The organism is Kitasatospora sp. NPDC004614 (genome assembly GCF_042873675.1).
GTDB lineage: Bacteria > Actinomycetota > Actinomycetes > Streptomycetales > Streptomycetaceae > Kitasatospora.
Window position 1 is genome coordinate 94,196 of the sequence record NZ_JBIALR010000012.1, and the last position, 24,578, is coordinate 118,773.

Annotated in this window: 23 protein-coding genes; 13 read left to right on the forward strand and 10 right to left on the reverse strand. The window is 72.6% G+C overall.

What is annotated here, in order from left to right; genetic code table 11:
• Nucleotides 1–22 precede the first annotated feature (22 nt).
• The 5 genes from ACFYST_RS23730 to ACFYST_RS23750 all read right to left on the reverse strand — a co-directional run bounded on the left by ACFYST_RS23730 (nucleotide 23) and on the right by ACFYST_RS23750 (nucleotide 3,262).
• Nucleotides 23–667, reverse strand: a complete 645-nt coding sequence (locus ACFYST_RS23730) for a response regulator (RefSeq protein WP_387638198.1) — start codon at nucleotides 665–667, stop codon at nucleotides 23–25.
• Nucleotides 619–1,896 carry a sensor histidine kinase gene (locus tag ACFYST_RS23735; protein ID WP_387638195.1) on the reverse strand — a complete coding sequence of 426 codons (1,278 nt, stop codon included), beginning with the start codon at nucleotides 1,894–1,896 and terminating at the stop codon, nucleotides 619–621. Before ACFYST_RS23735 ends, ACFYST_RS23730 begins: the two co-directional genes overlap by 49 nt.
• Complete coding sequence (locus ACFYST_RS23740; RefSeq protein ID WP_387638192.1) at nucleotides 1,893–2,666, reverse strand: CPBP family intramembrane glutamic endopeptidase; 774 nt, start codon at nucleotides 2,664–2,666, stop codon at nucleotides 1,893–1,895. The genes ACFYST_RS23735 and ACFYST_RS23740 overlap by 4 nt, the downstream gene beginning before the upstream one ends.
• Before the next feature lie 121 nt (nucleotides 2,667–2,787).
• Complete coding sequence (locus ACFYST_RS23745) at nucleotides 2,788–3,024, reverse strand: response regulator transcription factor (protein ID WP_387638189.1); 237 nt, start codon at nucleotides 3,022–3,024, stop codon at nucleotides 2,788–2,790.
• A gap of 34 nt (nucleotides 3,025–3,058) precedes the next feature.
• Complete coding sequence (locus ACFYST_RS23750) at nucleotides 3,059–3,262, reverse strand: hypothetical protein (RefSeq protein ID WP_387638186.1); 204 nt, start codon at nucleotides 3,260–3,262, stop codon at nucleotides 3,059–3,061.
• 313 nt (nucleotides 3,263–3,575) lie between these two features.
• Here ACFYST_RS23750 and ACFYST_RS23755 point away from each other — a divergent pair, with 313 nt between their 5' ends.
• Both ACFYST_RS23755 and ACFYST_RS23760 read left to right on the forward strand, forming a co-directional pair.
• Nucleotides 3,576–3,998 (forward strand): hypothetical protein, encoded by a 423-nt coding sequence (locus tag ACFYST_RS23755; protein ID WP_387638183.1) that lies wholly within the window; start codon nucleotides 3,576–3,578, stop codon nucleotides 3,996–3,998.
• 119 nt (nucleotides 3,999–4,117) lie between these two features.
• Nucleotides 4,118–4,612 carry a hypothetical protein gene (locus ACFYST_RS23760; RefSeq protein ID WP_387865263.1) on the forward strand — a complete coding sequence of 165 codons (495 nt, stop codon included), beginning with the start codon at nucleotides 4,118–4,120 and terminating at the stop codon, nucleotides 4,610–4,612.
• Between the two features lie 11 nt (nucleotides 4,613–4,623).
• On the opposite strand, the gene ACFYST_RS23765 is transcribed toward ACFYST_RS23760, so the two are convergent.
• Nucleotides 4,624–4,944: a hypothetical protein gene (locus ACFYST_RS23765; protein WP_387865265.1), complete on the reverse strand. Its 321-nt coding sequence runs from the start codon at nucleotides 4,942–4,944 to the stop codon at nucleotides 4,624–4,626.
• Nucleotides 4,945–5,149: 205 nt separating this feature from the next.
• Between ACFYST_RS23765 and ACFYST_RS23770 the strand changes: the two genes are divergently transcribed.
• On the forward strand, nucleotides 5,150–7,342 hold the full coding sequence (locus ACFYST_RS23770) for a germacradienol/geosmin synthase (RefSeq protein WP_387865268.1): 2,193 nt from the start codon (nucleotides 5,150–5,152) through the stop codon (nucleotides 7,340–7,342).
• Nucleotides 7,343–7,493: 151 nt separating this feature from the next.
• On the opposite strand, the gene ACFYST_RS23775 is transcribed toward ACFYST_RS23770, so the two are convergent.
• Nucleotides 7,494–8,360, reverse strand: coding sequence for a peptidase (locus ACFYST_RS23775; RefSeq protein WP_387865271.1), 867 nt, complete (start codon nucleotides 8,358–8,360; stop codon nucleotides 7,494–7,496).
• 2 nt (nucleotides 8,361–8,362) lie between these two features.
• A complete protein-coding gene (locus ACFYST_RS23780; protein WP_387865273.1) occupies nucleotides 8,363–9,685 on the reverse strand; it encodes a VWA domain-containing protein in 1,323 nt (440 codons plus the stop codon).
• Nucleotides 9,686–9,780: 95 nt separating this feature from the next.
• Here ACFYST_RS23780 and ACFYST_RS23785 point away from each other — a divergent pair, with 95 nt between their 5' ends.
• The 8 genes from ACFYST_RS23785 (at nucleotide 9,781) to ACFYST_RS23820 (ending at nucleotide 19,129) form a co-directional block, all read left to right on the forward strand.
• Entirely contained in the window at nucleotides 9,781–10,611 is an 831-nt protein-coding gene (locus tag ACFYST_RS23785) for an ATP-binding cassette domain-containing protein (RefSeq protein ID WP_387865276.1), read from the forward strand.
• On the forward strand, nucleotides 10,608–11,258 hold the full coding sequence (locus tag ACFYST_RS23790; protein ID WP_387638163.1) for an ABC transporter: 651 nt from the start codon (nucleotides 10,608–10,610) through the stop codon (nucleotides 11,256–11,258). The genes ACFYST_RS23785 and ACFYST_RS23790 overlap by 4 nt, the downstream gene beginning before the upstream one ends.
• Before the next feature lie 102 nt (nucleotides 11,259–11,360).
• A complete protein-coding gene (locus tag ACFYST_RS23795) occupies nucleotides 11,361–11,864 on the forward strand; it encodes a DUF1269 domain-containing protein (RefSeq protein ID WP_387638161.1) in 504 nt (167 codons plus the stop codon).
• A 75-nt stretch (nucleotides 11,865–11,939) separates the two neighbouring features.
• Nucleotides 11,940–13,277 (forward strand): FtsW/RodA/SpoVE family cell cycle protein, encoded by a 1,338-nt coding sequence (locus tag ACFYST_RS23800; RefSeq protein WP_387865279.1) that lies wholly within the window; start codon nucleotides 11,940–11,942, stop codon nucleotides 13,275–13,277.
• An 86-nt stretch (nucleotides 13,278–13,363) separates the two neighbouring features.
• On the forward strand, nucleotides 13,364–14,785 hold the full coding sequence (locus ACFYST_RS23805) for a penicillin-binding transpeptidase domain-containing protein (RefSeq protein WP_387865432.1): 1,422 nt from the start codon (nucleotides 13,364–13,366) through the stop codon (nucleotides 14,783–14,785).
• A gap of 87 nt (nucleotides 14,786–14,872) precedes the next feature.
• Nucleotides 14,873–16,300 (forward strand): amino acid permease, encoded by a 1,428-nt coding sequence (locus ACFYST_RS23810; RefSeq protein ID WP_387865282.1) that lies wholly within the window; start codon nucleotides 14,873–14,875, stop codon nucleotides 16,298–16,300.
• A gap of 88 nt (nucleotides 16,301–16,388) precedes the next feature.
• The gene (locus ACFYST_RS23815) at nucleotides 16,389–17,651 is read left to right on the forward strand and encodes a glycosyltransferase 87 family protein (RefSeq protein WP_387865285.1); all 1,263 of its coding nucleotides are present in this window, start codon (nucleotides 16,389–16,391) and stop codon (nucleotides 17,649–17,651) included.
• Nucleotides 17,648–19,129, forward strand: a complete 1,482-nt coding sequence (locus ACFYST_RS23820; RefSeq protein WP_387865288.1) for a N,N-dimethylformamidase beta subunit family domain-containing protein — start codon at nucleotides 17,648–17,650, stop codon at nucleotides 19,127–19,129. The genes ACFYST_RS23815 and ACFYST_RS23820 overlap by 4 nt, the downstream gene beginning before the upstream one ends.
• Nucleotides 19,130–19,170: 41 nt before the next feature.
• Here ACFYST_RS23820 and ACFYST_RS23825 read toward each other — a convergent pair whose 3' ends face one another.
• Nucleotides 19,171–20,898: a penicillin-binding transpeptidase domain-containing protein gene (locus tag ACFYST_RS23825; RefSeq protein WP_387865290.1), complete on the reverse strand. Its 1,728-nt coding sequence runs from the start codon at nucleotides 20,896–20,898 to the stop codon at nucleotides 19,171–19,173.
• A gap of 114 nt (nucleotides 20,899–21,012) precedes the next feature.
• Complete coding sequence (locus ACFYST_RS23830; protein ID WP_387865435.1) at nucleotides 21,013–22,803, reverse strand: dolichyl-phosphate-mannose--protein mannosyltransferase; 1,791 nt, start codon at nucleotides 22,801–22,803, stop codon at nucleotides 21,013–21,015.
• A 139-nt stretch (nucleotides 22,804–22,942) separates the two neighbouring features.
• Between ACFYST_RS23830 and rsmI the strand changes: the two genes are divergently transcribed.
• Both rsmI and ACFYST_RS23840 read left to right on the forward strand, forming a co-directional pair.
• Nucleotides 22,943–23,788: a 16S rRNA (cytidine(1402)-2'-O)-methyltransferase gene (gene rsmI / locus ACFYST_RS23835; RefSeq protein WP_387638146.1), complete on the forward strand. Its 846-nt coding sequence runs from the start codon at nucleotides 22,943–22,945 to the stop codon at nucleotides 23,786–23,788.
• Between the two features lie 233 nt (nucleotides 23,789–24,021).
• Entirely contained in the window at nucleotides 24,022–24,444 is a 423-nt protein-coding gene (locus ACFYST_RS23840) for a hypothetical protein (RefSeq protein ID WP_387638144.1), read from the forward strand.
• The last annotated feature ends 134 nt before the right edge of the window (nucleotides 24,445–24,578 follow it).

Here is a 24,578-nt window from a genome sequence, read left to right on the forward strand (position 1 = left end):
CCGACTGCGCGGCGCCAGGGCGTCAGCGCTTCAGATAGGCGAGGACGGCGAGCACGCGGCGGTTGGCGTCGGGGGTGTTGTCGATCCGGAGCTTGCCGAAGATCGCGGCGGTGTGTTTGGCCACCGCGCTCTCGCCGATGTGCAGTTCGGCCATCACCGCGGCGTTGGAGCGGCCCTCGGCCATCAGGCGCAGTACGTCGAGTTCGCGGGGCGACAGGTCGGCGGTGGTGCCGCGGGCGGTGGACCGGGCCATCAGGCGGGCGATCACCTGCGGGTCCATCACGGTGCCGCCGGAGGCGACGGTGCGGACGGCGTCGACGAACTGCGCGGTGTGGGTGACCCGGTCCTTGAGCAGGTAGCCGACCGCGCCCTCCCCGTCGGCGAGCAGTTCCTGCGCGTACAGCTGCTCCACGTACTGGGACAGCACCAGCACCGGCAGGGCGGGCCGTTCGCGGCGGACGGTCAGCGCGGCCTGCAGGCCCTCGTCGGTGTGGGTGGGCGGCAGACGGATGTCGACGACGGCCACGTCGGGGCGCAACTCGCGCAGGGCGCGCAGCAGTTCGGGGCCGTTGTCGACGGCGGCGACGACCTCGAAACCGTGTTCGGCGAGGGTGCGGCTCAGGCCGTCACGGAGGAGGAAGAGGTCTTCGGCGAGGACGACGCGCACGGGAGCTCCAGGGTCGCGGTGGTCGGTCCGCCCGGCGGGCTGACCAGGGCGAGGGTGCCGTCGAAGGCGGCCAGCCGGCGGCGCACCCCGGCCAGGCCGCTGCCGCGGGCAGGGTCGGCGCCGCCCCGGCCGTCGTCGGTGACGGTGGCGCGCAGCAGGCCGTCGGCGCAGCGCAGTCGTATCCGCACGGTGCGGCCGCCGGAGTGCTTGCCGGCGTTGGCGAGCAGTTCGGCGACCGCGAAGTAGGCGGCGCCCTCGACGGCGGCGGGCAGCCGGCCGGGCAGGTCGGCGTCCACCTCGACGTCCAGGAAGGCGTCCAGGGCGAGCGAGCGGACGGCGTCGGGCAGGCCGCGGTCGGCGAGTACCGGCGGGAGGATGCCGTGGACCAGGTCGCGCAGCTCCTGCAGGGCCCGCTCGGAGCTGGCCCGGACTTCGCCGAGCAGCCGGCGGGCGGCGGCCGGGTCGCTGTCGACCAGCCGGTCGGCTTGGTCGAGGGTCAGGCCGAGGGCGACCAGCCGGGCCTGCGCGCCGTCGTGCAGGTCGCGTTCGATCCGGCGCAGTTCGGCGGCCTGGGTGTCGAGGGCGTCGGCCCGGCTGTCCGTCAGCTGGCCGATCCGGCGCTCCAGCCGGGTCGCGTACGGGTCGCCCAGCAGCTTGCCGGTCCACTCGCCGTAGCGGACCAGCACCGGGACGGTCAGCCACAGGCCCCCCGCGACGAAGGCCAGGCCGAGCGCGGCGGCGGCGAGCGCGGTGCCGGTGGACTCCACCGGGACGAAGGCGTACCAGTTGTCCGGGCCGAGGTACTGCCAGATGAACGGCTGCACCAGCGCGCCGAACAGACCGAAGCCGACCAGCGTCGGCGGGACGGCGACCAGCAGGCCGGTGCTCCACGGGCCGAAGCAGGACCAGGCGAGGTCGCGCCAGAAGGCGTGCGAGCCGAGCACCGCCACCGCCCGGCCGGTGACGGTCGGGGCGGTGGGCAGCGGTTCGGGATCGTCGAGCACGGTGCCCGTCCAGCGGGCGGTGCGGTCGCGTTCGCGGTCGCTGCCGCGGCGCAGCAGGCCGGCCGCGGACGGCAGGAGCAGCAGACCCAGGCCGACCGGCAGCAGTGTCAGCGCGCCGAGCGCCGCGAGCCCCCGCAGTGACGTCACCAGGGCGTCCAGCGAGAGTCGTTGGCAGCGGGCCAGGGCGACCAGTGGTCCCCGGAAGCGCATCTGTCGGTCCGTCATGTCGTCGCGAGCCTATCCGCACGGGCCGGGCGGCGGTCGGCCAGGACCCAGGGCAGCGCGACCAGTACGCTTGCCGCGCCGAACAGCAGCATGGGCTCCACCGCGCCGGACTCCTCGTCCAGGAACAGCAGCATGCCCAGGTTCACCAGGGTGTGGAAGCCGCCGGCGAGCAGCAGCCGGTGGGCGCCGATCCGCTCCCAGGCCAGGCCCAGCAGCACCGACATGGCGACGGTCGCCGCCAGGAACCCGGCCGCGTACGCCGGGGCCTGCGCGAACACCTGCACGTGCCAGGCGCCCCAGAGCAGACCGACCGCGGCGGACGAACCGAGCGGGCCGAAACGGGTGCGCAGCAGCGGCTGCAGCAGGCAGCGCCAGCCGATCTCCTCGCCGCAGGCGCCCACGAACTGGGCGACCACCACCACGCCGAACGGGGCGGCCAGCGAACCCGGGTTGCGCACCGGGACACCGCCGTGCAGCAGCAGGGCGCCGGCCACCGCCAGCGCGGTGATCGCCACGGCGCTGAGCAGCAGCGCCCCGCGCGGGCCGCGCGCCCCGCCGGCCGTCAGCAGGCCCCATACCTGCGACGGCCGCATCAGGGCGACCGCGGCCACGCCCAACGCCGGTCCGAACTGGGTCAGTTGGAGGACTTCATCGGGCAGTCCGGTGAGCGGCTGGACCGCGCCCAGCAGGCCGGCGGCCGGAAAGGCCACCGCGAGGAAGAGCGCGGCGGGGCCGAACCAGCCGGTCCGGGTGGCCCGGGTGTTCCGCATGGGAGTTCGCCTCTCGATCGGGATCGTCGTGTCACCCATGACGATCCCGGGCAGCGCTTCTCGTGCCATTGCAGCCACCTGCCCGGCCGGGGTGCACCTAGCTGCACCCCCTCGCCTCTTCCTAGGCGGCTGCCGGCGTGGGCAGCCGGGAGGCCAGCAGCGCGAGCTGGACCTGCGAGCTGACACCGGACTTGGCGCGGATCCGGCGCAGATAGGTGTCCACGGTGTGCGGGCTGAGCCCCAGCCGGCGGGCGATCGTCGCATAGCTGGCGCCCTCGCCGACCAGGTGCAGGACCTGGAGCTCGCGGCGGCTGAACCCGACGGTGGCAGCGGGGTGCTGGACGGTGGAGGTGTGCATGGAGAACTCCCGGAGGTCGAGGTGGCAGCGGGGGTCAGTTCCAGGGCTTGCAGAGGGGGGTCTCGCAGGCGCCGCCCCACGAGGTGTCGCCGTCCAGCGGGGTGTCCGGCAGGTCGACCGTCACCTGCTGCTGCAGCGTGGTGGAGCCGGTCGGGGCGGCGGTGTCGGCGGAGGCCGGGGAAACGGCGGCGAACAGGGCCGCGGCGGTGACGGCGGCGAGGGCGAGGGCGCGCTTCATGGGGGCCTCCGAGGGCGGTTGTGGGGTGGGGAGCGGGCCGGTCGGGCGGTGCTGCCCGGTGCTGTTCGGCCTGCATCCAGCATGTCCGCCGGGCCACCGCCGGACCACCGGGTGGCCACCTCATCAACTGCGCTGGCAGCAAAGTGACCAGGGGTCGAAACAGGTCAAATCGGTTGAAAGGCCATGTCCTGCCGGATGGTTGCACGGGGTCGGGTGTCACGCGATCTCGTGACTGTCCACCAGGTTTGAGAGCGGCCCAGGATGGTTCGGCGGTGCCCGAGACGGCTCGGCGCCCGCTCCGGAGGGGGCAGTCGTGCAGTGGTACGAAGGGGAGGACCGGCGGTCCCCCGAACCTGACGGCCAGGTCGTCGAGTTGGCGGCCTTCCTGCGGGGCGGCACCGCCCGCTCCGGGCCGGCGCTGATGTGGAGCGAGCAGGAACCGGCCCCGGACTGCTCCGCCGATGCGCTGGCCGCCGCCCTGGAACGCGAGTTGGCCCGCCCCGTCCTGGCCGTCCCCGACCGCCTCGCCGGACCGTGGCAGCACGGCCAGGTCGCCGTGCTGCTGGTGCAACGGCGCGGCGCCGCGGCGGTCCAGCTGAGCCCGCCCCCCGGCTCCGCCGCCGGCCGCAGCACGCTGCGCCTGCGCGCCGCCCAGTGCCTGCTGGTGCCTGCCGACTGGAGCTACCGCCTCGACCCCGGCAGCCCCGTCCGGCCGCTCGTGCTCGCGCTGCCCTGACGCCCCATCGGCCTCTTCGGCGGCGGAAGATACCCTGCGCTTGGTGTACGAAGATCGAACTGCGGTTCGGGGCGTGCACTGCTCGGCCCGGACGACGTGAAGACCCTGGAGGCATTCGGATGAGCGACTGGCACCCACCGGCCCCGCCCGGCCTCCGTACCGGCCCACTGCCGCAGCGCTCTGCGTTCGGGCTGCGGCTCCAGTTCGGCCTGCAGTGGTTCTGGCTGCCGATCCGGGTCCTCTGGGACTTCCTGGACGGCTCGGTGGCGCTCGACGGCACGGCCGAGCCCGGTGCGTCCAAGTTCGTTCTCACGCCGAGCCGTTACCGCCTGGAGCGGCACGGCACCCGCGAGGAGTGGGAGGCGTGGGCCGCGCGGGCGCTCGACCGGGGCATCGAACGGGAGCTGGCCAGGGTGCGCTCGCGGCTGGAGCACAACAAGAAGTACCGCTACAAGTACAAGGGCAAGGACTTGATGCCCAGGACGAGCATCCGGCGGCGTTACTACCGGGGCATCGGCCTCGACGGGCTGGCCGCCCTGGCCGCAAGCCGCGGCTGGCAGGTCGACTGGAGCAGCGACCTGGCGGAGGCCCGGATCTTCCAGCCGCAGGCCTGACGGGCGGTGCGTCAGTCGTCCTCGAACGGTTCCTCGCTGAAGCGGAACCATGCCTGCGGCGGCTCGATGTGCAGCAGGAACTCGGCGGCCGGGCCGTCCGGGGCGTGCAGGGTGCAGTTCTTCGTCAGCGCGGTGTAGAACGGGTCCCACGCCTCCCACTCCTCGGCCTCGACCAGCCGAAGGCTCTCGGCGAACCCGGGCTCGGCCGCCGGCCAGCCCGGGCCGGGCAGGAAATCGCCGGACAGCCACGGGAAGTCGGCTTCGGTGATGCGGATCTCGCCGACCAACTCCTCGCCGCGCAGCAGGCGCCAGGTCTCGTCGGTGAACGCCATGCGAGGCTCCAAGGGGCGGGGGAGGCGGGCGGTGACAGCCTGGCGGAGGGGTCCGACAGCACCCAATGTCACGCGATCGTCCCCGAGTTCACTCGTACGAGTGGATTGTGGCGTCGGGGCGGCGGAGCCGGGTAGCGGTGACCGAGGGTCGGAGGGCTCGTTAGGCATCGCGCCGATCTCTGTCGTCGAAAAGGGGCGGGACCCAGTGGCTCAGCCGTTCGAACTGCCGGACTTCTACGTGCCGTACCCGGCGCGCATCAACCCGCACTACGAGAAGGCGCGGGTGCACACCAAGGAGTGGGCACGCGACTTCGGCATGCTGGAGGGATCGGGCATCTGGGAGGAGCACGATCTCGACTCGCACGACTACGCGCTGCTCTGTTCCTACACCCACCCCGACTGCGACAGCGAGGCACTCGACCTCGTCACCGACTGGTACACCTGGGTCTTCTTCTTCGACGACCACTTCCTGGAGATCTTCAAGCGCACCCTCGACCGCGAGGGCGGCAAGGCCTACCTGGACCGGCTGCCCGCCTTCATGCCGATGGACCTCGCCGACGGCTTCCCCGATGCCACCAACCCGGTCGAGGCGGGCCTGGCGGACCTCTGGCAGCGCACCGTCCCGCACATGTCGGCCGACTGGCGGGCCCGGTTCGCCGAGTCCACCCGGAACCTGCTGAACGAGTCCCTCTGGGAGCTCTCCAACATCAACGAGGGCCGGGTCTCCAACCCCGTCGAGTACATCGAGATGCGCCGCAAGGTCGGCGGCGCCCCCTGGTCGGCCGGTCTGATCGAGTACGCCGCACACGCCGAGGTGCCCGAGGCGGTCGCGTACTCCCGTCCGTTGCGGGTCCTGCGCGACGCCTTCTCCGACGGCGTGCACCTGCGCAACGACCTGTTCTCGTACGAGCGCGAGATCCAGGAGGAGGGCGAACTCTCCAACGGCGTCCTGGTGCTGGAGACCTTCCTCGGCTGCTCCACCCAGCAGGCCGCGGACGCGGTCAACGACCTGCTGACGTCCCGCCTCCAGCAGTTCGAGAACACCGCGCTCACCGAACTCCCCGGCCTGTTCGCCGAACACGCGCTGAACCCGGAGGAGATCGCCCGCGTCCTGGCCTACGTCAAGGGCATGCAGGACTGGCAGTCCGGCGGCCACGAATGGCACATGCGCTCCAGCCGCTACATGAACGGCGGCGGCGCGGCAGCCCCCGTCCTCGGCCCCAAGGGCCTCGGCACCTCCGCTGCCAATATCCGCCTCGCGGCAGGCATCCGCGGCCTGCGCAGCTTCGCCCACACCCCGCACCGCAAGGTCGGGCCCTCGCGGATGCCCGACTTCCCGATGCCGTACGCCGTCTCGCTCAACCCGCACCTGGACGCCTCCCGCGAGAACGTCATCGACTGGGCCCGCGAGTTCGGCCTGCTCGACCCGGAGCCCGGCGTCCCCGCCTCCGACATCTGGAACGAACAGAAGCTCCGCGACTACGACTTCCCGCTGTGCGCCGCCGGCATCGACCCCGACGGCACCGCCGCCGAACTCGACCTCAGCTCCGCCTGGCTCACCTGGGGCACCTACGCCGACGACTACTACCCCCCGGTCTTCGGCCGCCCCCGCGACCTGGCCGGCGCGAAGGCCACCAACGAGCGGCTCTACGCCCTGATGACGCTCGACGGCAGCCTCCCCTTCGAGCCCCGCAACGCCCTGGAAGCCGGCCTCGCCGACCTCTGGCAGCGCACCAGCGCGCCCTTCTCCACCTCGGCCCGGGCCAAGTTCCGCAAGGCCGTCGGCGACATGATCGACAGCTGGCTGTGGGAGCTCGCCAACGGCGCGCAGAACCGCATCCCCGACCCCGTCGACTACATCGAGATGCGACGCGCCACCTTCGGCTCCGACCTGACGATGAGCCTGTCCCGGCTCGGGCGCGGCGAGACCATTCCTGAGGCGGTGTACGAGAGCGGCACCATGCGGGCGATCGAGAACTCGGCGGCGGACTACGCCTGCCTGGTCAACGACCTGCACTCGTACCAGAAGGAGATCGAGTACGAGGGCGAGTTCCACAACCTGGTCCGGGTGGTGGAGAACTTCTTCTCCTGCGACTACCCCGTCGCGGTGGACATCGTCGCGGACCTGATGGGCTCGCGGCTGAACCAGTTCCAGCACGTGGTGCAGGGTGAACTGCCTTTGCTGAAGCAGGACTTCGGTCTGGATGGCGAGGCGTCGGAGGCGATCGACGGGTACGTCCACGAGCTGGAGGACTGGATGGCCGCCGTGCTGCACTGGCACCAGCAGTGCCGGCGGTACACGGAGGACGTCCTCGAGCGGCACTTCGCACCCAGCACGGCTGTCACGCCGGAGCTGGGGATGTCGGCGGTGCGGATTCTCGCGACGCTCAGGGGGTAGTGCGTGGGGAACTGCGCGACAAGCGCAAGCCACGTCCGCACGGTCGCGAGCAGTGTTCAAGTCATTGCCTGCATCGCGATCTTGCGGTGGGGTGCCTTCCGCTGCGCGCAGTTCCCCGCGCCCCTGTATTCGCGCTCGCCTGCGTTCTTACCTACTCCACCGGGTGGTGATGGTGGTGCGGCCGGTGCCCTCGCGGGTGGCGGGTGAGGGTGTAGCCGAGGACGCCGGCGAGGGCGGCGAGGATGCCGCCTGCGGCGGTCCACCACCAGCGGGTGTTCCAGCCGGAGAAGAGGTCCGAGTACCAGTGGGTCTCTTCCGCGGTGGGGGACGCCGCGTACGCGGCACTCGCGCTGGGGGCGGGCGTCGCCGCCGGGCCGCTCGCGGTGGAGCCGGCGTTGACCGGCGGGACGAGCGGGGCCTTGAGCGAGCCGCCCTCGGGCTGGGCGTCGTTCAGGCCGCCGGTGGTGGCGACGTGCACGTGGACCTGGGAGGCGAGGCCGAGGTCCTGCTGCGGGATGTCGCTGGTGGAGAGCCGGATGTAGTAGGTGCCGGGCAGCGGGTCGCCGGACCAGGGTTCGGCCCAGGAGCGGATCTGCCGCAGGGTGCAGCTCAGGGCGATGGTGGTGGCGCTCTGTTCGGCGGTGCCGTTCTGCGGCCCTGCGGTGCAGGCCTGGCGGCGGCGCAGGCCGTCGAAGAGTTCGACGGTCCAGGTCTGTGCGCCGTGCCGGTCGGCGGCGTCCGGGAGGGTGACCTTGACCTGGACGGTGGCGGTCTGGCCCTCGGAGGCCGGGAACGCCCAGTACAGGTAGTCGCCGGTGGAGACCGGGACGTCCGCGTCCTGGCCGGCGGCCAGCGTGGTGGCGGTCAGGAAGCTGGTGCCGACCGAGTTGAGCACCGGCTTGGCGCCGTTGCTCGCGGACGGTGAGGGCGAGGGCGAAGCGGCGGTCGCGGCGGGGGCCAGCAGGAGCAGGCCGGTGAGCGCGGCGGCCGGGGCCGCGAGGGTGAAGAGCTTGCGCATGGTCAGTTCTCCCGCCAGACGGCGATCCGCCAACGTGCCAGCCAGCCGAAGATCAGACCGGCGAGCAGGCCGGCCAGGGTGAGCACGCCGAGCAGGATCCAGCCGCGGCCGAGGCCCATCGCGGCGCCGTCGGGCGCGGGGGAGGCGGCGGAGACGTCGACGGTCAGTTCCAGCGGCAGGCCGGGGTCGGCGGCCTGGGCGGTGGCCTGGCCGGCGAAGGAGTTGCTGACGATCAGGCAGACGGTGCGGTCGGTGCTCGCCTTGGTGCCGGAACTCGGCGACGGGGACGCGGAGGTGTCGGGCGCGGACCAGCGGACGCCGGTGGACGCCACGTCGGTGCGGCCGGAGCCGGCGTCGCTGCCGCGGACCAGTTCCTGGCCGCTGCTGTCGGTGGCCTGCAGCAGGACCCCGTAGTCGCGGGCGACGGCCCGGTCGGGGGTGACGCTGACCGAGGCGCGCAGTTCCTGGCCGGCCTTCACCGGCACCCGGTACACCCGGTGCTCGGAGAACTTCTCCCGGTCGCTGTACACGCCGGGCGCCAGGATCGGGGCGTTGGTGCACTGTTCGGCGCCGGTCACCTTGGCGGGGGTGACGGTGTGGGTGTCCTGGGCGCGGGTGACGATCTGCTTGACGCGGGTGGTCAGCTGTTCCTGGGTGCGGACGTCGGTGAAGGTGCCGCCGGTCGCGTTGGCGATGCACAGCAGCTGCTGGCGGGTCTTGTCGTCGTGGGCCAGGCCGAGGGTGTCGACCACCAGGTGGATGCCCTGGCTGGCGAGTTCGCGGGCCACGTCGCACGGGTCGGGCGGGGCGCAGGTGTCCTCGCCGTCGGTGATCAGCACGATCCGGCGGGTGGTCGGGCCGGTGCCGAGGTCCTGGGCGGCGGCGCGCAGCGCCACGCCGATCGGGGTCCAGCCCGTCGGGCGGACGGTGGCGACGGCGGTCTTGGCCTCGACCTTGTTGGTCTTGCCGACGGGGAAGAGCTGCTTGGTGTCCTTGCAGCCTTCCTTCTGGTCGGCGCCGGGGTAGGTCGCGCCGAGGGTGCGCAGGCCGAACTCGGTCTCGTCGGGCAGCGCGTCGATGACCTCGTTGATGGACTGCTGGGCGACCGCGATCCGGCTCTTGCCCTGGATGTCCGCGGTCCGCATCGACCCCGACCCGTCCAGGATGAGGTCGACCTTGGGCGCTTCGGTCGCGGCGGCGGGCGGGGCCCCGGGCTCGTCGGCGTACGCGGGGAAGCCGACCAGCACCGTGGCGCCGACTATCGTCAGCGCCCCGAGCAGGGCGGCTCCGCGGGCCGTCCGTCGTTTCTTGGTAAGGGTGATCACCGCCGCATCCTATGAACCGTCAGTTCCAATCGCCCAATGCGCGTGGTGAGCGCGACGTACCCTGAACTGGTCGGCAGAGCAGGCGGGGAGAGCGCATGACGGTGCGTCTGGCGGGCGTCGGAAAACGCTACGGGCGCGGTGGTCCGTGGGTCCTGCGGGAGGTCGGGCTGACGCTCCGTCCGGGTTCCCTGGTGCGGATCGAGGGCGCCAACGGCAGCGGAAAGTCGACGCTGCTGAAGCTGCTCGCCGGGATCGAGCGCGCCGGGCGGGGGACGGTCGAGGTGCCCGCGAGCCGGGCGTACGTCCCGGAGCGGTTCCCGCCCGCGCTGCCGTTCGACGCCCGCGGCTACCTGTGCCACCTGGGCCGGATCCGCGGCCTGTCCGACGGGGAGGCGCGGCGGCGGGCCGACCACTGGCTGGAGCGGTTCGGCATCACCGGGTACGCGGGCACCCCGATCGGCCGGCTCTCCAAGGGGACGTGCCAGAAGGTCGCGGTGGCCCAGGCGATGCTCGCCGAGGCCGAGTTGCTGCTGCTGGACGAGGCGTGGACCGGGCTCGACCAGAACGCCCGCGGCGAACTCGACAGCGCGGTCGCCGAACGGGCCGCGGCCGGCGGTCTGGTGGTGTTCGTCGACCACGACCCGACCCGGCTGGCGGGCCTGACCACCGAGGGGCACCGGGTCGACGGCGGCACGCTGCACCCGATCCCGCTGCCGCGCGTCGAGGAGGACGGGCCGCGCACCGCGGTCGTGGTCGAGGCCGAGTCGCTGCCCGAGTGGCTGCCGGGCCGGCCCGAACGCAAACCGCTGGCCGACGGCGCCACCCGGCTGGACGTGCCGGCCGCGCACTCCGACGCGTTGCTGCGCCGACTCCTGGCCAACCATCCGCCGGTGCACATCAGGTCCGTCCAGCAGGAGGCGTCATGACGGTGCGCATGCTGACGCGCTACCACCTGGAGCTGCTGGTGCGCTCGCAGCGCTGGCTGCCGCCCGGACTGGTGTACCTGCTGCTGATGGGCCTGGGGGTGTCGGGCGGCGACGAGGCACTGTCGGCGGCGGCGTTCTCGGCCGGTCTGCTGGTGCCGGTGACGGGCTGGCTGGTCCGGTCGGCGGTGACGGCGGAGCCCGCGCAGTCCCGGGCCTGCCTGGTGGCGGCCGCGGGCTGGCGGCGGGTGCACCTGTCGGCGCTGCTGGCGGCGGCGCTGGCCGGGCTGGCGCTGGGCGCGGCGGGCCTGGCGGCGGTGCTGCTGGTGGGCAGCGGCAGCTCCGGGCCGGCGGTGGCGGCCGGTCTGCTGGCCACCGTGGTGTGCGTGCTGACGGGCACGGCGGTGGGCGCGGTGTGCAACCGTCCGGTGGTGGCGGCCACGCAGTACGCGGTGCCGCTGGGGCTGGGCGCGATGGTGCTGGTGCTGCTGGTACCGGGCTCGCCCGCCAACGTGGTGGTGCGGGCGCTGGTGCTCGGTTCGCGGCAGCACACGCTGTCCGTGCCGTGGTGGACGTTCCCGGGCGCGGTGGCGCTGGCGGCGGCCGCCGGGTGGGCGGCGGTGGCGGTGGCGGAGCGCCGGGGCGAGTGAGCGCGGGGGAACCGGACACACCGCAGTAGATGGGATTAAATACCGCGAACCCTGGCTAGGGTGCTGGTGACGTGCCCGATGCCCTGCCGGAAGGACCCTGCTGTGAGCAACCTGTTCGCGATCGCCTACCCCGATGTCGCCACCGCGCAGAAGGTCCGGGACGAGCTGATCGGCCTGCAGAAGCAGCGGCTGATCGACCTGGAGGACATCGTGGTGGTCGAGCGCCGCGCGGACGGGAAGATCAAGCTCCACCAGGCGGTCTCCAACACCGGCCTGGGCGCGGCCTCCGGCGCCCTGTGGGGCGGCGTGATCGGCCTGCTGTTCCTGATGCCGGTGATCGGCGCGGCGATCGGCGGCGCGACCGGCGCCGCCGTCGGCGCCTCCACCGACACCGGCGTGGACGACAACTTCATGCGGCAGGTCGGGCAGAAGCTGGCCCCGGGCAGTGCCGCGGTGTTCGCCCTGGTGCGCACCGCCACCCAGGACAAGGTGATCCCGGCGGTCGCGCAGTTCGGCGGCGAGCTGATCCAGACCTCGCTGAGCCACGACGAGGAGGAGCACCTGCGGGAGATCGCCCGCGCGGCGAACCCCACGTCCACGCTCTGACGCTGCCTCAACGCTGTACGGCGGGGTCGCCCGGTACCCCGCCGTCCCTGCCCTTCGAGTTGGCGAGGACGCCCGGTGGCCACTGACTACGCGATCCTCGTGGCCGGCGCGCGGCGGCCCCGGCGGTGGACCGAACTGCTGCTGGTGGTGGCCGCGGTGGGGATCGCGGTGTTCGGGTACGTCGAGGTGGGCGTCAACATCGACGGCAAGGCGCCGCCGGACGCCGCCCAGTACGGCGCCGCGTTAGGGGTGCTGGCGCTGCTCGCGCACAGCGCGGTGCGCTGGCGGGCGAAGTGGGCGGACCCGCTGCTGCTGCCGATCGCGGTGCTGCTGAACGGCATCGGGCTGGTCGTCATCTACCGGCTGGACCGCAACACCCCGCACCACGAGGCCGCCCCCACCCAGCTGTTGTGGTCCACCCTCGGGGTGGGCCTGTTCATCGCGGTGCTGCTCCTGCTGCGCGACCACCGCCGGCTCCAGCGCTACGCGTACCTCGGCGCGTTCGTGGCGCTCGTCCTGCTGGTGCTGCCGGTGTTCTTCCCGCCGGTGTACGGCTCGCGGATCTGGATCACGCTGGGCCCGCTGTCCTTCCAGCCCGGCGAGTTCGCCAAGGTGCTGCTGGCGATCTTCTTCGCCGCCTACTTGGCGCAGCACCGCGACTCGCTCGCCCTGACGGGCCGCAAGGTGCTGTGGTTCCGGCTCCCGCTCGGCCGGGTGCTCGGGCCGGTGCTGCTGATCTGGGCGGCGTTCGTCGGCGTGCTGGTGCTGGAGACCGACCTCGGCACCTCGCTGCTGTTCTTCGGCCTGTTCGTGGTGATGCTGTACGTGGCCACCGCCCGCACCGGCTGGATCGTCATCGGCCTGCTGCTGTCGGCCGTCGCCGCCGTCGGGGTGGGCTGGCTGTCGCCGCACGTGCACAGCCGGGTCACCGCGTGGCTGCACCCGCTGGCCTCGATCGAGGCCGGGCAGGGCGCCAACCAGATCGCCCAGTCGCTGTTCGCGTTCGCCTGGGGCGGCGAGCTCGGCACCGGCCTCGGCCTCGGCCACTCGGCGCTGATCGGCTTCGCCACCAAGTCCGACTTCATCCTCGCCACCATCGGCGAGGAGCTCGGCCTGACCGGCCTGCTTGCGGTGTTCCTGCTGTACGCGCTGCTGGTCTCCCGCGGCTTCCGTACCGGCATCGCGCTGCGCGACCCGTTCGGGAGGCTGCTCGCGATCGGCCTGGCCGCGCTGGTCGCGATCCAGGTGTTCGTGGTGGCCGGCGGCGTGCTCGACCTGATCCCGCTGACCGGCATGACGCTGCCGTTCATCGCGCAGGGCGGGTCCTCGGTGGTCACCAACTGGATCATCGTGGCGCTGCTGGTGCGGATGAGCGACGTCGCCCGGCGCCCCGTCCCCGAGGAGGCGGCGTGAGGTTCACCCGCCCCGAGGGCACCAACGGCGGGCCGCAGGGCCTGCCCGGCATCTCCACCACCGGCCGCCGGGCCGCCACCTTCTGCATGCTGCTGATCATCGCGCTGGCCGTCCAGGGCACCCGGGTCCAGGTGTTCCAGAAGCAGGAACTCGACCACAACAGCGCCAACCAGCGCGCCACCATCCAGCGGTACGCGCAGCCGCGCGGCAACCTGATCGCCGGCCAGTCCGTCACCGGCTCGGTCGCCACCGGCGGCCGCCTGGCGTACAAGCGCACCTACACCGACGGCCCGCTGTACGCCGCCGTCACCGGCTACTCCTCGCAGCTCTACGGCAACACCCAGCTGGAGGGCGTCTACGACGACCTGCTCACCGGCACCGACCCCCGGCTGGCCGGCTGGGCGGTGTGGGACGCCATCACCCGCCACCAGCAGCCCGGCGGCGACGTGGTCACCACCATCGACCCGGCCGTGCAGCGCGCCGCCATGCAGGGGCTCGGCGGCCAGCAGGGTGCCGTCGCCGCGATCGAACCCGCCACCGGCCGGATCCTCGCGCTGGCCTCCACCCCCAGCTACGACCCCGGGGCGATCGCCGGCACCGGCTCCGCCGACCAGGCCACCTGGGAGAAACTCCAGGCCGACCCCGACCAGCCGATGCTCAACCGGGCGCTGCGGCAGATCTACCCGCCCGGCTCCACCTTCAAGGTGGTCACCGCCGCGGCCGCCCTCGCCAACGGCACCGTGACGGACATCCAGGCCCCCACCGGCGCGCCCTACCCGTACGTGCTGCCCGGCACCACCACCACGCTCAACAACGACACCAGCGGCTGCGACCGGGAAGGGCTGTCGCTGGACGAGGCGATGACGATGTCCTGCAACAGCGTGATGGGCTGGCTCGGCGTGCAGACCGGCCTCGACCGGATGGTCGCGATGGCGAAGAGCTTCGGCTTCGACGACGCCAGGCTCGACGTTCCCGTGCGGGCCGCCCGCTCCAACTTCGACACCACCATGAACAGCTCGCAGCTGGCGCTGTCCTCGATCGGCCAGTACAACACCGCCGCCACCCCACTGGTGATGGCCATGGTCGCCGCCGGGGCCGCCGCCGACGGGCGGGTGATGTATCCACAGCTTGTGGACAGGCTCACCAAGGCCGACGGCACCCAGGTCCAGCTGATGCGTCCCACCCTCTACCGGCAGGCCCTCGGGCCCGGCGTCGCCGCCGAGCTGCGCACGCTGATGGTGAACGTGGTGAACAACGGCACCGGCGGCAACGCGCAGATCCCCGGCGCCGAGGTCGGCGGGAAGACCGGCACCGCCGAGCACGGCGTCGACAACACCGGCGCCCCGTACGCCTGGTTCATCGCCTGGGCCCGCCCGGCCGGCTCCACCGCCACTCCGCCGGTCGCGGTCGCCGTGGTGGTCGCCGACAGCCAGGCCACCGACGTCACCGGCGGAAAGCTGGCCGCGCCGATCGCCAAGGCCGTCATGCAGGCCGCCCTGAACCGGTGACCGCCGCAAGGCTTCAAGGTCGCATAGTTATGCATAGCGGTGCATTTGATACAGTTCCTCCCTGATCCCCACCAGAAGGACAATTCGATGAGCACCACCCGCCTGCTGCGGCGCAAGCCCGTGGACACCCTGATCGCCGAAGCGGGCGGAACCGGAGCCGGGCACCTGCGCCGGTCCATCGGCCTGTGGCAGCTCTCCGCGATCGGCATCGGCGCCACCGTCGGCACCGGCATCTTCTTCGTCCTCACCACCTCCGTCCCCGAAGCCGGGCCGGCCGTGGTGATGTCCTTCGTGATCGCCGCCGTCACCGCCGGCCTCACCGCGCTCTGCTACGCCGAGCTCGCCTCCGCCATCCCGGTGGCCGGCTCCTCGTACTCGTACGCGTACGCCACCATGGGCGAGATCGTCGCGTTCGGCGTCGGCGTCTGCCTGCTGATGGAGTACGGCGTCTCCGCGTCCGCGATCGCCGTCACCTGGGGCCAGTACCTCAACCAGTTCGCCGACCTGGCGTTCGGCCTGCACCTGCCCGCGGCGCTCACCGCCCCGCCCGGCGAGAACGGCATCGTCAACCTGCCCGCCGTCATCCTGGTCGCGCTGGTCACCGTGCTGCTGATCCGCGGCGCCGGCGAATCCGCCAAGGTCAACGCCGTGATGGTGGCCATCAAGCTGGCCATCCTGCTGCTGTTCGTCGCCATCGGCCTGACCGGCTTCCACGCCGGAAACTTCACCCCGTTCGCCCCCATGGGCTGGGAGGGCGTGCAGACCGCCGCCTCCACCATCTTCTTCTCGTTCATCGGCCTGGACGCCGTCTCCACCGCCGGCGAGGAGGTCCGCGAGCCGCGCCGCACGCTGCCGCTGGCCATCCTGATCTCGCTCGGCGTGGTCACCCTGCTGTACATCGCCGTCGCCGTCACCGCGATCGGCGCCCAGCCCTGGCAGCAGTTCGACGGCCAGAAGGCCGGCCTCGCGCAGATCCTGCAGGACGTCACCGGACAGTCCTGGCCCGCCCTGGTGTTCGCCGGCGGCGCGATCATCTCGATCTTCTCCATCACCCTGGTGGTGATCTACGGCCAGACCCGGATCCTGTTCGCGATGGGCCGCGACGGCCTGCTGCCGCGCCACTTCACCAAGGTCTCCCCGCGCACCGGCACCCCCGTGTGGAACACCGTCATGGTCGGTGCCGCCGTCGCCCTGCTGGCCGCCGTCTTCCCGCTCAAGCTGCTGGCCGACATGACCTCGATGGGCACGCTGGTGGCGTTCTGCGCCGTGTCCGTCGGCATCATCGTGCTCCGCCGCACCCGCCCCGACCTGCCGCGCGGCTTCAAGGTCCCGTTCTACCCGGTCACCCCCGTGCTCAGCGCCGCCTCCTGCGTCTACCTGATCACCAGGCTGCACCGCGACACCTTCATCGCCTTCGCGATCGCGCTGGCCCTGGCCGGCGTCCTCTACTTCACCTACAGCGCCAAGCACTCCCGGCTGGCCGCCGCCCGCAGCGAGGGAACTGACACTCCGTAGCCCAAGCGCCGCTGAAATTCGGACGGAAAGGGCGAAACCGGCCCGGGCTTCGCGACAGAGCGTGTACATCCCGCCTAGCCTTCGAGCCATGGCGAGCACCCGACGGGCCCTGCGCGTGTTCGGGCACCCCGTGGTGCAGGCCGGCGGGTGGCTGGCGGCAGCGGGCTGGGCGGGGGCGTTTCCGCTGGTGTCGCACCTGGCCAACCAGGTCGCCTGGGGGCGGTTCGCGGCGCCCGGGTACCTGCTCGCCGCGGTGCTGACGCTGACGCTGCCGCGCGGGATCGCGGCGCGGGCGGCCGCCGCCGCGGCGGCGCTGAGCGCGGTGCTGCTGCCGCTGGGGACGCTGGCGCTGGCCGGGCGGCACCAGTCCGAGGTGACGGTGGTCGAACGGTCGGCGGCGCTGCTGCTGCACACCGGAAGCCCGTACCTGCCGCACCCGGTGCACGTCGTCGACTACAACCCGTACCTGCCCGCGATGTCGCTGTTCGGCCTGCCCCGGTTGCTGCTCGGCGCGGCCGGCGGCCCGGCGGTGCGGGTGCTGGGCGACGCCCGGCTGTGGTTCGCCGCGGCGTTCCTGGCCTGCCTGCTGGCCGGCTGGCGGCTGCTGCGCCCCGCCCCGGTGCGGGCGCCGGTGCTGCCGCTGACGGTGCTCACCGCCTCGCCACTGATCGCGCCCGCGCTGACCGTCGGCGGCGTCGACCTGCCGCTGATCGGCGTCTGCTGCCTGGCCATGGCGCTCGCCGAACGCGGCCACCCGCTGCGCACCGGCCTGGTGCTGGCGCTGGCCTGCACGCTGAAGTGGACGGCCTGGCCGGCGCTGCCGATCGCGCTGCTGCTGCTGCACCGCCGTCACGGCCTGAGCCCGGCGCTGCGGGCCGCCTGGCCGGTGCTGGCCCTCGGCGGGGCGGTGATCGGCCCGCTCGTGGTGGTCCACCCGCGCGAACTGTACGAGCAGGTGGTGCGCTTCCCGCTCGGGCTGACGGCCGTCCACACACCGGCCGGCAGCCCGCTGCCGGGCAAGGTGCTGGCCGGTCTCGGCCCGCTTGGCCACACCCTGTCGCTGACCCTGCTGTGCCTGGGTGCGCTGGCCGTCGCGCTGTGGCTGCGGGCCCACCCGCCGGCCACCGCGGTCGCCGCCTGCGACCTGCTGGCGGCGGGCCTGACGGTGGCGTTCGCGCTGGCCCCGGCCGGGCGGTTCGGCTACCTGGCGCTGCCCGCCGTCCTGGTGCTGTGGCCGCGGCTGGCGGCGGCCCCCGGGCGCCCGGTTCCGGTGCCCCGGCGCCGGGCGACGCAGCGGCGGCCCCTCGCAGTGCCTATGGTGTCCCGGGACACCGTACGAACACGGGAGTGATCTTGGGCGCCACCGGACGACGCCGCTTCTTGGGCCTGGCCGCCGGTGCGGCCGCCGCCTCGCTCGCCGCCTGCGGCCCGAACCGCACCGCCACCGGAGGCAGCGGCGGGGCCGCCGAGCCGAGCCCCGCACCGTCCGCCACCGCGGCGGAGAACGCCAAACCGGGCAACGCCGACTGGGCGATCCGCAACGCCGGCCCGGCCGACGCGATCGAGGGCTGGGCGGACCGGGCCAGCGTGCTGCCCGGCGAACAGGTCGGTCTGCACGTCTCCACCACCGCGCCCGGCTTCACCGTCACCGCCTACCGGATGGGCTGGTACGGCGGGGCGCGCGCCCGGCAGGTGTGGAAGTCGGAGCGGCTGCCCGGCAGCAAGCAGCAGCCGTTCACCGTCGAACAGCCCACCCGCATGGTGATCACCGCCTGGCCGCGCAGCACCGTCGTCGACACCACCGGCTGGCCGGAGGGCTGCTACCTGCTGCGGCTGGACGCGGACGGCGGCGCCGGGCAGCGGTACGTGCCGCTCACGGTGCGCTCGCGCAGCACCGCCGGCACCACCGTGGTGGTCAACGCGGTCTCCACCTGGCAGGCCTACAACGAGTGGGGCGGCTACAACCTGTACAACGGCCCGTCCGGCGGCCTGCCGACCCGCTCGCTCCAGGTCAGCTTCGACCGGCCGTACCAGTACGACGACGGCGCGGGTCTGTTCCTGGTCTACGAGGCCCCGCTGGTCGCGCAGGCCGAGAAACTCGGCATCCCGCTGTCGTACACCACCGGCATCGACGTCGCCGCCGACCCGAACCTGCTGCACGGCGCCAAGGCGGTGCTCTCGCTCGGCCACGACGAGTACTGGTCGCCCGAGCAGCGCGCGCACTTCACCGCCGCTCGCGACGCCGGATCGCACCTGGCGATCCTGGGTGCCAACTGCTGCTTCCGGCGGGTGCGGTACGAGCCGTCACCGACCGGGCCGGACCGCACGGTGGTCTGCTACAAGGGCGCCTGGAAGGACGACCCCGGGTACCAGGCCGGGCACCCGGCGACCACCGACTTCCGCTCCCCGCCCGGCGCCGACCCCGAGTCCTCGCTGCTCGGCGTGATCTACGACGGCTACCCGGTGGACGCCCCGTACGTGGTCACCGAGCCGGGCCACTGGCTGTTCGCGGGCACCGGCGCGAAGGCCGGCGACAGCTTCCCGCACCTGGTGGGCGTCGAGTACGACCGGGTCAACCCGTCCTTCCCGACCCCGCAGGGCATCGAGGTGCTGTCGCACTCGCCGGTGGTCTGCGAGGGCCGGCACTCGTTCGCCGACACCGGGCTGTACACGGCGGGCAGCGGCGCGCTGGTGTTCGCGACCGGCACCATGCGGTGGGTGGAGTCGCTGGAGGCGACCGGCCAGGGCGGCATCCACGGCATCGACGGGAAGGCCGGCGCGTTCACCCGGCAGGTCACCGAGAACCTGCTGCGGCGCTTCGCGCAGTAGCCCCCGCCGTCCCGCAGGCCGGGCGGGGGCCCCGCCCGCCGTCACTTGTGGTTGCCGACCCCCAGCACCTTGGACGAGGCCGGACCGGCCGCGGCCGAGCCGTGTCCGGCTCCCTGGAACTCGGCGGCGACGGCCAGATCGCCGGAGTAGGCGGTGAACCAGGAGTTCGCGTCGGCGGTGTTGTCGACCTCGGCGGTGCCGGTCTTCGCGCCGGAGCCGCTCGGCAGGGCCGGCTTCACGGCCGCGGCGGTACCGGACTTGACGGTCTGCGTCATCAGCGACCGCAGGCTGGAGAGCACCTCGGGGGAGAGCGTCCGGGCGGCCTTCACCTGGTCCATGCCGGGCACCAGGATCGGCTGCTTGAACACCCCGGACTGCACGGTCGCGGCGATCGACGCCATGCCCAGCGGATTGGCGCGCACCTTGCCCTGGCCGATGAACTCGCTGGCCGCGCCCGCCATGTTGGTCTCGGTCGGGATGTCGGTGTCGAAGTTCGACAGGCCGGTCTTCCAGACCAGCCCGATCCCGAACACGTCCTTGGCGAGCGAGGGCAGGCTGTTCGCCTTGAGGGTGTCCTTGCCCTTCTCGATGAACGAGGTGTTGCAGGAATTGATGAACGCGTCGGTGAGCGTGTACTCCGGGTGCGCGCCCTTGAAGTCGTTGCTGATGGACTTGCCGGTGACCATGGTGGTCTCCGGGCAGGGCATCGAGCTGCTCGGCGTCAGGCCGGCCTCCAGCAGCGCGGCGGCGGTCAGCACCTTCAGGGTGGAGCCGGGCGCGGTCGCCCCGGAGAACGCCCGGTTCTGGCCGTTCGTGGGGGAGAAGGCGTAGGCCAGGATGCCGCCGGTGCTGGGCTCGATCGCCACCAGCGAGCCCGGCTTGCCCTGGGCGGAGACCGCGGCCTCGGCGGCCGCCTGGAGGTCCGCGTCCAGGGTCAGCTTCAGGTTGGGGACGGCCTTGGGCTCCTTCAGCGTGAACAGCTTCTCGGAGGCGCCGTTGCCGGCGGCCGGGGAGATCACCACGGCGGTGCCGGCGTCCTCCGGGCTGCCCTGCGGGGCGGCGGCCTTCAGCTGGTTGAGCAGGCCGGTGAGCGAGGCGTAGCCGGCCAGCGGCTTGCCCTTGCGGTCGGTGACGGCGGAGGGCGCGGCGAACACCGGCTTGACGCCGATGGTCTCGTTGGCGTCCAGCTTCGGGTGGATCACGGTGGGTGCCCAGTGCACGGCGGCGGTGCCGTCGCTCATCTTCACCACCCCGAGCACGCCGTCGTAGTTCCACGGGGTGCCGGTGTCGGCGAACTCCAGCGAGGCCTTGAAGCTCTCGAACACCCCGGTCGGACCGGAGTCCGCCGGAGCCGGCGCCGACGCGGATGCCGGCGCCGATGCCGAGGCAGCGGCGGACTTGGAGGCGGACGGGCTGGGCGCGGTGGTGGGGCCGCCGACGGTGAGGTGGACGGCGCTGGGCTTCACGTTGTCCTTGAAGGCCTGCATCGCGGCCTGCGCCTTGTCCGGGTCGTCGGTGAGTTTGGCGGCGGCGGACAGATCGCCCTTGCCCCAGGCGTCCAGGAACGCCTTGGCGCCGGACGCGGCGAGCTCGGGGCTGGGCGGTTCGGCGACCACGGTGCGGGGCTTCTTGGCGGATTCCTTGCTGTCCGAATCGCCGGAGACCAGGGCGTAGGCCCCGTAGCCACCGGCGAGGAGCAACACCGTGGCGGCCGAGGCGATGCCGATCTTCGCGCCGTTGTTCACGTGGAGCCCCCCGAGATGTGTCATGGCCGTCGGAATTCAGCGGCCACGACACCATAAGCAGACACCATCCGTGCACTCACGACACGCCGTCCGTTTGTGACAGATCCGGTACACGGTTTCCGGTGTGGTTCCGGTGGCTCAGATCCAGGTACTGAGCCACATTCGGCCGTTCCAGTCCGACATGGGGATCGTCTGGCCGGTGTAGATCGGATAGAAGTACAGGAAATTCCACATGATCGCTGCGATCAGCAGACCCGCACCCGTGGCCCCCGCCAGCCGGCGGTCCGGCGAGGCGTCGGCGGGGCCCAGCATCGCGCCGATCATCATCGTCACCGCCAGCACCATGAACGGCACGAAGCACACCGCGTAGAACAGGAAGATCGTGCGCTCCTGGTACATGAACCAGGGCAGGTAGCCGGCCGCCACGCCGCTCAGCAGCGCCGCCGCCCGCCAGTCGCGGCGCCACAGCCAGCGGTACAGGCAGTACAGCAGCGCGGCGATGCCCGCCCACCACAGCAGCGGGGTGCCGATCGCCAGCACCTCACGGGCGCAGTCGGAGGTGGTGCAGCCGTCCTGGCCGTTCTTCGGCGACTCGTAGAAGAACGACACCGGGCGGCCCAGCACCATCCAGCTCCACGGGTTGGACTGGTAGGTGTGCGGGCTGTGCAGGTGGGTGTGGAAGTCCCACATCGTGTAGTGGTAGTGCCACAGGCTGCGCAGCCAGTCCGGGCCGAAGCCGCCCGGGTTCTGCACCGCCCAGTCGCGGAAGTAGCCGCCCTTGCCGGGCTGCGTCGAGGACATGATCCAGCCGGTCCAGGTGACCAGGTAGGTGGCCAGTGCGGTGAGGCCGAGAGTCAGGCCGGACCAGAAGAAGTCCCAGGCGTACCGCAGCAGCCGTCCGCCTTCGCCGATCGGCCGCCCGTCCGGGGTGCGGCGGATACCGCCGGCCAGGCGGCGGGCCGAGGAGTCCCAGAACGCGCTGAGCAACAGGAACGCGAGGATCGCCGGGCCGCCGCTCCACTTGGTGCCCATCATCAGGCCGAGACTGACGCCCGCCGCCAGGCGGTAGGGCCGCCAGCCGAGGTGCCACCACTCGCCGCCGAGGCCCTGTTCGAGACGGGCGGCGACCAGGGCACGGCTCCTGTCCCGGTCGATCAGCAGCAGGCCGAACGCGGCCAGGAAGAAGAACATCACGATCAGGTCGAGGATCGCGGCGCGGCTGAGCACGAAGTGCAGGCCGTCGACCGACATCAGCAGCCCGGCCACGCAGCCCAGCAGGGTGGAGCGGAACAGCCGCCGCCCGATCCGGGCCAGCATCAGCACCGACAGGGTGCCGAGCACGGCCATCATGAACCGCCAGCCGAACGGGTTCATGCCGTAGATCTGCTCGCCCAGGCCGATGATCCACTTCCCGACCGGCGGATGCACGATGTACGCCGGGTCGGTGCGGAACGGGACGGTCGGATTCGGGCCGGTGATCAGGTTGTTGGCGTCGTCGGACCAGTTGGTCTCGTAACCGACCTGCCAGAGCGAGTACGCGTCCTTGGCGTAGTACGTCTCGTCGAAGATCAGCGCGTGCGGCCCGCCGAGGTTGACGAAGCGCAGCACGCCGGCGAACGCGGCCACCGCGATGGGGCCGAGCCAGCCGGACCAGCGGCACAGCCACGCCCAGAGCGCGTCCGGCAGCCGGATGCCCAGCCGGGCCAGCAGCGGGGACGGCGCGACGCGCTCCGGAGTGACGCCCGGCCCGTCCGGCATCGGCGGCACCAACTGCTCGTCCACCGCCGTGCGCCGCGGCGCGCGGTAGCCCACGCCGGACAGCGCCCGGGCCCACCGGGAGTCCGGCTCGGGCTCGGCGCGCGGTGCCGGAACGGCTGCCGGATCGGCCGATTCCAGCACGCTCACGCCACCCCATTCGAGGTGGTCCATACCACTGTCCATGTCGCCGCTCACGGGCCACATCGTAGGGGCAATGGCTGAAGCCACAAGGGGTCCCCGCACGGCCCGCGCCGCACCGCGCCGCGTCCGTCCCGGTGAGGACCCCCCTCCGGTAGGGGAGGATGGTGCCGTGACTGGTGTTCTCGTACTGGCAGGTACCCCCATCGGCGACGTCGAGGACGCGCCGCCCCGACTGCGCTCCGAACTCGCCGAGGCGAACGTGATCGCGGCGGAGGACACCCGGCGGCTGCGCCGGCTGACCCAGGCCCTCGGCGTGACGCCGACCGGCCGGGTGGTGTCCTACTTCGAGGGCAACGAGGTCGCCCGCACCCCGGAACTCGTCGCCGCCCTCCAGGACGGCGCCCGGGTCCTGCTGGTCACCGACGCCGGCATGCCCTCCGTCTCCGACCCCGGCTACCGGCTGGTGGACGCGGCCGTCGCCGCCGGGATCAAGGTGACCGCCGTGCCCGGCCCGTCCGCCGTGCTCACCGCGCTGGCGCTGTCCGCGCTGCCGGTCGACCGGTTCACCTTCGAAGGCTTCCTGCCCCGCAAGGCCGGCGACCGCTCCCGGCAGCTCGCCCAGATCGCCGCCGAACCGCGCACCATGGTGTTCTTCGAGGCCCCGCACCGGATCGCCGAAACCCTCGCCGCGATGGCCGAGGCGTTCGGCGCCGAACGGCCCGCCGCGGTCTGCCGCGAACTCACCAAGACCTACGAAGAGGTCAAGCGCGGCCCGCTCGCCGAACTCGCCGCCTGGGCCGCCGACGGCGTCAAGGGCGAGATCACCGTCGTGGTGGCCGGCGCCCCGCCCGCCGCCCCCGAGGAGGTCGGCCCCGCCGAACTCGCCCGCCGGGTCGCCGCCCGCGAGGAGGCCGGCGAACGCCGCAAGGAGGCGATCGCCGCCGTCGCCACCGAACTCGGCCTGCGCAAGTCCGTCGTCTTCGACGCCGTGGTGGCCGCCAAGCACGCCGGCTGACCCGACGAGTTCGGTGCCGTGGTGGCCGCCAAGCACGGCGGCTGACCCGGCGAGTGCCCGTGGCCGAAATCGGTCGTACGTTGGAATGAGCAACCCCAGCGGAGGGCCAATTCGGAACCAAGACTTGGCAAGCCGGGCATCGGACGGACCCTCCCGGGCATTCCCTGGGATGGAAAGACCCGCGCCGGGCCCGCCAGGTCGGGCGACGGGCTCCGAGCGAAGCGAGGTGGCGCATGAGCGACACGATCGACAGCCCCCTGGAAGGCGGAGCGCCCAGCGGCCTCGGGCTGACCACCCGGCCGCGAACCCCCGTGGAGACGGTCCGTGAGGCCTACTCCTTCGTCTGCCTCAACTGCGGCTACGGCTGGGAGCAGGCGTACGACATCGAACACCACATGGACCGGGACGGACACATCCTGGTCGAGTACAAGGCGAACGGCGTCAAGGTGCCGTCCCCGCTGCGTGAACTGGTCTGCCCCGGCTGCGGCGGCGAACGGGTCCGGATCATGCGGGCCGGCCGAGTGGCCGGACTGGCCGCCATGGCCGCCGCCCCCGGATACGCCCCCACCGCTGAACCCGAGGGCCCGCAGAAGCCCCGCAAGCCGAGGGTCCTGCACTGGTGGAACCGCCTCTTCCGGAGCCACCGCCCCCGCTGAACCGACCGACCCCCGGCCCCGGACCGCCCGTGCGGTCCGGGGCCGCGGCGTTCTCCGGTGACTAGGATTTCGTCGGGGGCCACCGCCGTGCCGCAACCCCGTGCCGGGCAACCCGTGGCGCCGTCCGCCGCCCT

Coding starts and splice junctions, on each gene's coding strand:
- ACFYST_RS23735 (WP_387638195.1), bottom strand. CDS start 1,896: ATGACGGACCGACAGATGCGCTTCCGGGGACCACTGGTCGCCCTGGCC.
- ACFYST_RS23740 (WP_387638192.1), bottom strand. CDS start 2,666: ATGCGGAACACCCGGGCCACCCGGACCGGCTGGTTCGGCCCCGCCGCG.
- ACFYST_RS23745 (WP_387638189.1), bottom strand. CDS start 3,024: ATGCACACCTCCACCGTCCAGCACCCCGCTGCCACCGTCGGGTTCAGC.
- ACFYST_RS23750 (WP_387638186.1), bottom strand. CDS start 3,262: ATGAAGCGCGCCCTCGCCCTCGCCGCCGTCACCGCCGCGGCCCTGTTC.
- ACFYST_RS23760 (WP_387865263.1), top strand. CDS start 4,118: ATGAGCGACTGGCACCCACCGGCCCCGCCCGGCCTCCGTACCGGCCCA.
- ACFYST_RS23765 (WP_387865265.1), bottom strand. CDS start 4,944: ATGGCGTTCACCGACGAGACCTGGCGCCTGCTGCGCGGCGAGGAGTTG.
- ACFYST_RS23775 (WP_387865271.1), bottom strand. CDS start 8,360: ATGCGCAAGCTCTTCACCCTCGCGGCCCCGGCCGCCGCGCTCACCGGC.
- ACFYST_RS23785 (WP_387865276.1), top strand. CDS start 9,781: ATGACGGTGCGTCTGGCGGGCGTCGGAAAACGCTACGGGCGCGGTGGT.
- ACFYST_RS23790 (WP_387638163.1), top strand. CDS start 10,608: ATGACGGTGCGCATGCTGACGCGCTACCACCTGGAGCTGCTGGTGCGC.
- ACFYST_RS23805 (WP_387865432.1), top strand. CDS start 13,364: ATGCTGCTGATCATCGCGCTGGCCGTCCAGGGCACCCGGGTCCAGGTG.
- ACFYST_RS23810 (WP_387865282.1), top strand. CDS start 14,873: ATGAGCACCACCCGCCTGCTGCGGCGCAAGCCCGTGGACACCCTGATC.
- ACFYST_RS23815 (WP_387865285.1), top strand. CDS start 16,389: ATGGCGAGCACCCGACGGGCCCTGCGCGTGTTCGGGCACCCCGTGGTG.
- ACFYST_RS23825 (WP_387865290.1), bottom strand. CDS start 20,898: ATGACACATCTCGGGGGGCTCCACGTGAACAACGGCGCGAAGATCGGC.
- ACFYST_RS23830 (WP_387865435.1), bottom strand. CDS start 22,803: ATGGACCACCTCGAATGGGGTGGCGTGAGCGTGCTGGAATCGGCCGAT.
- ACFYST_RS23840 (WP_387638144.1), top strand. CDS start 24,022: ATGAGCGACACGATCGACAGCCCCCTGGAAGGCGGAGCGCCCAGCGGC.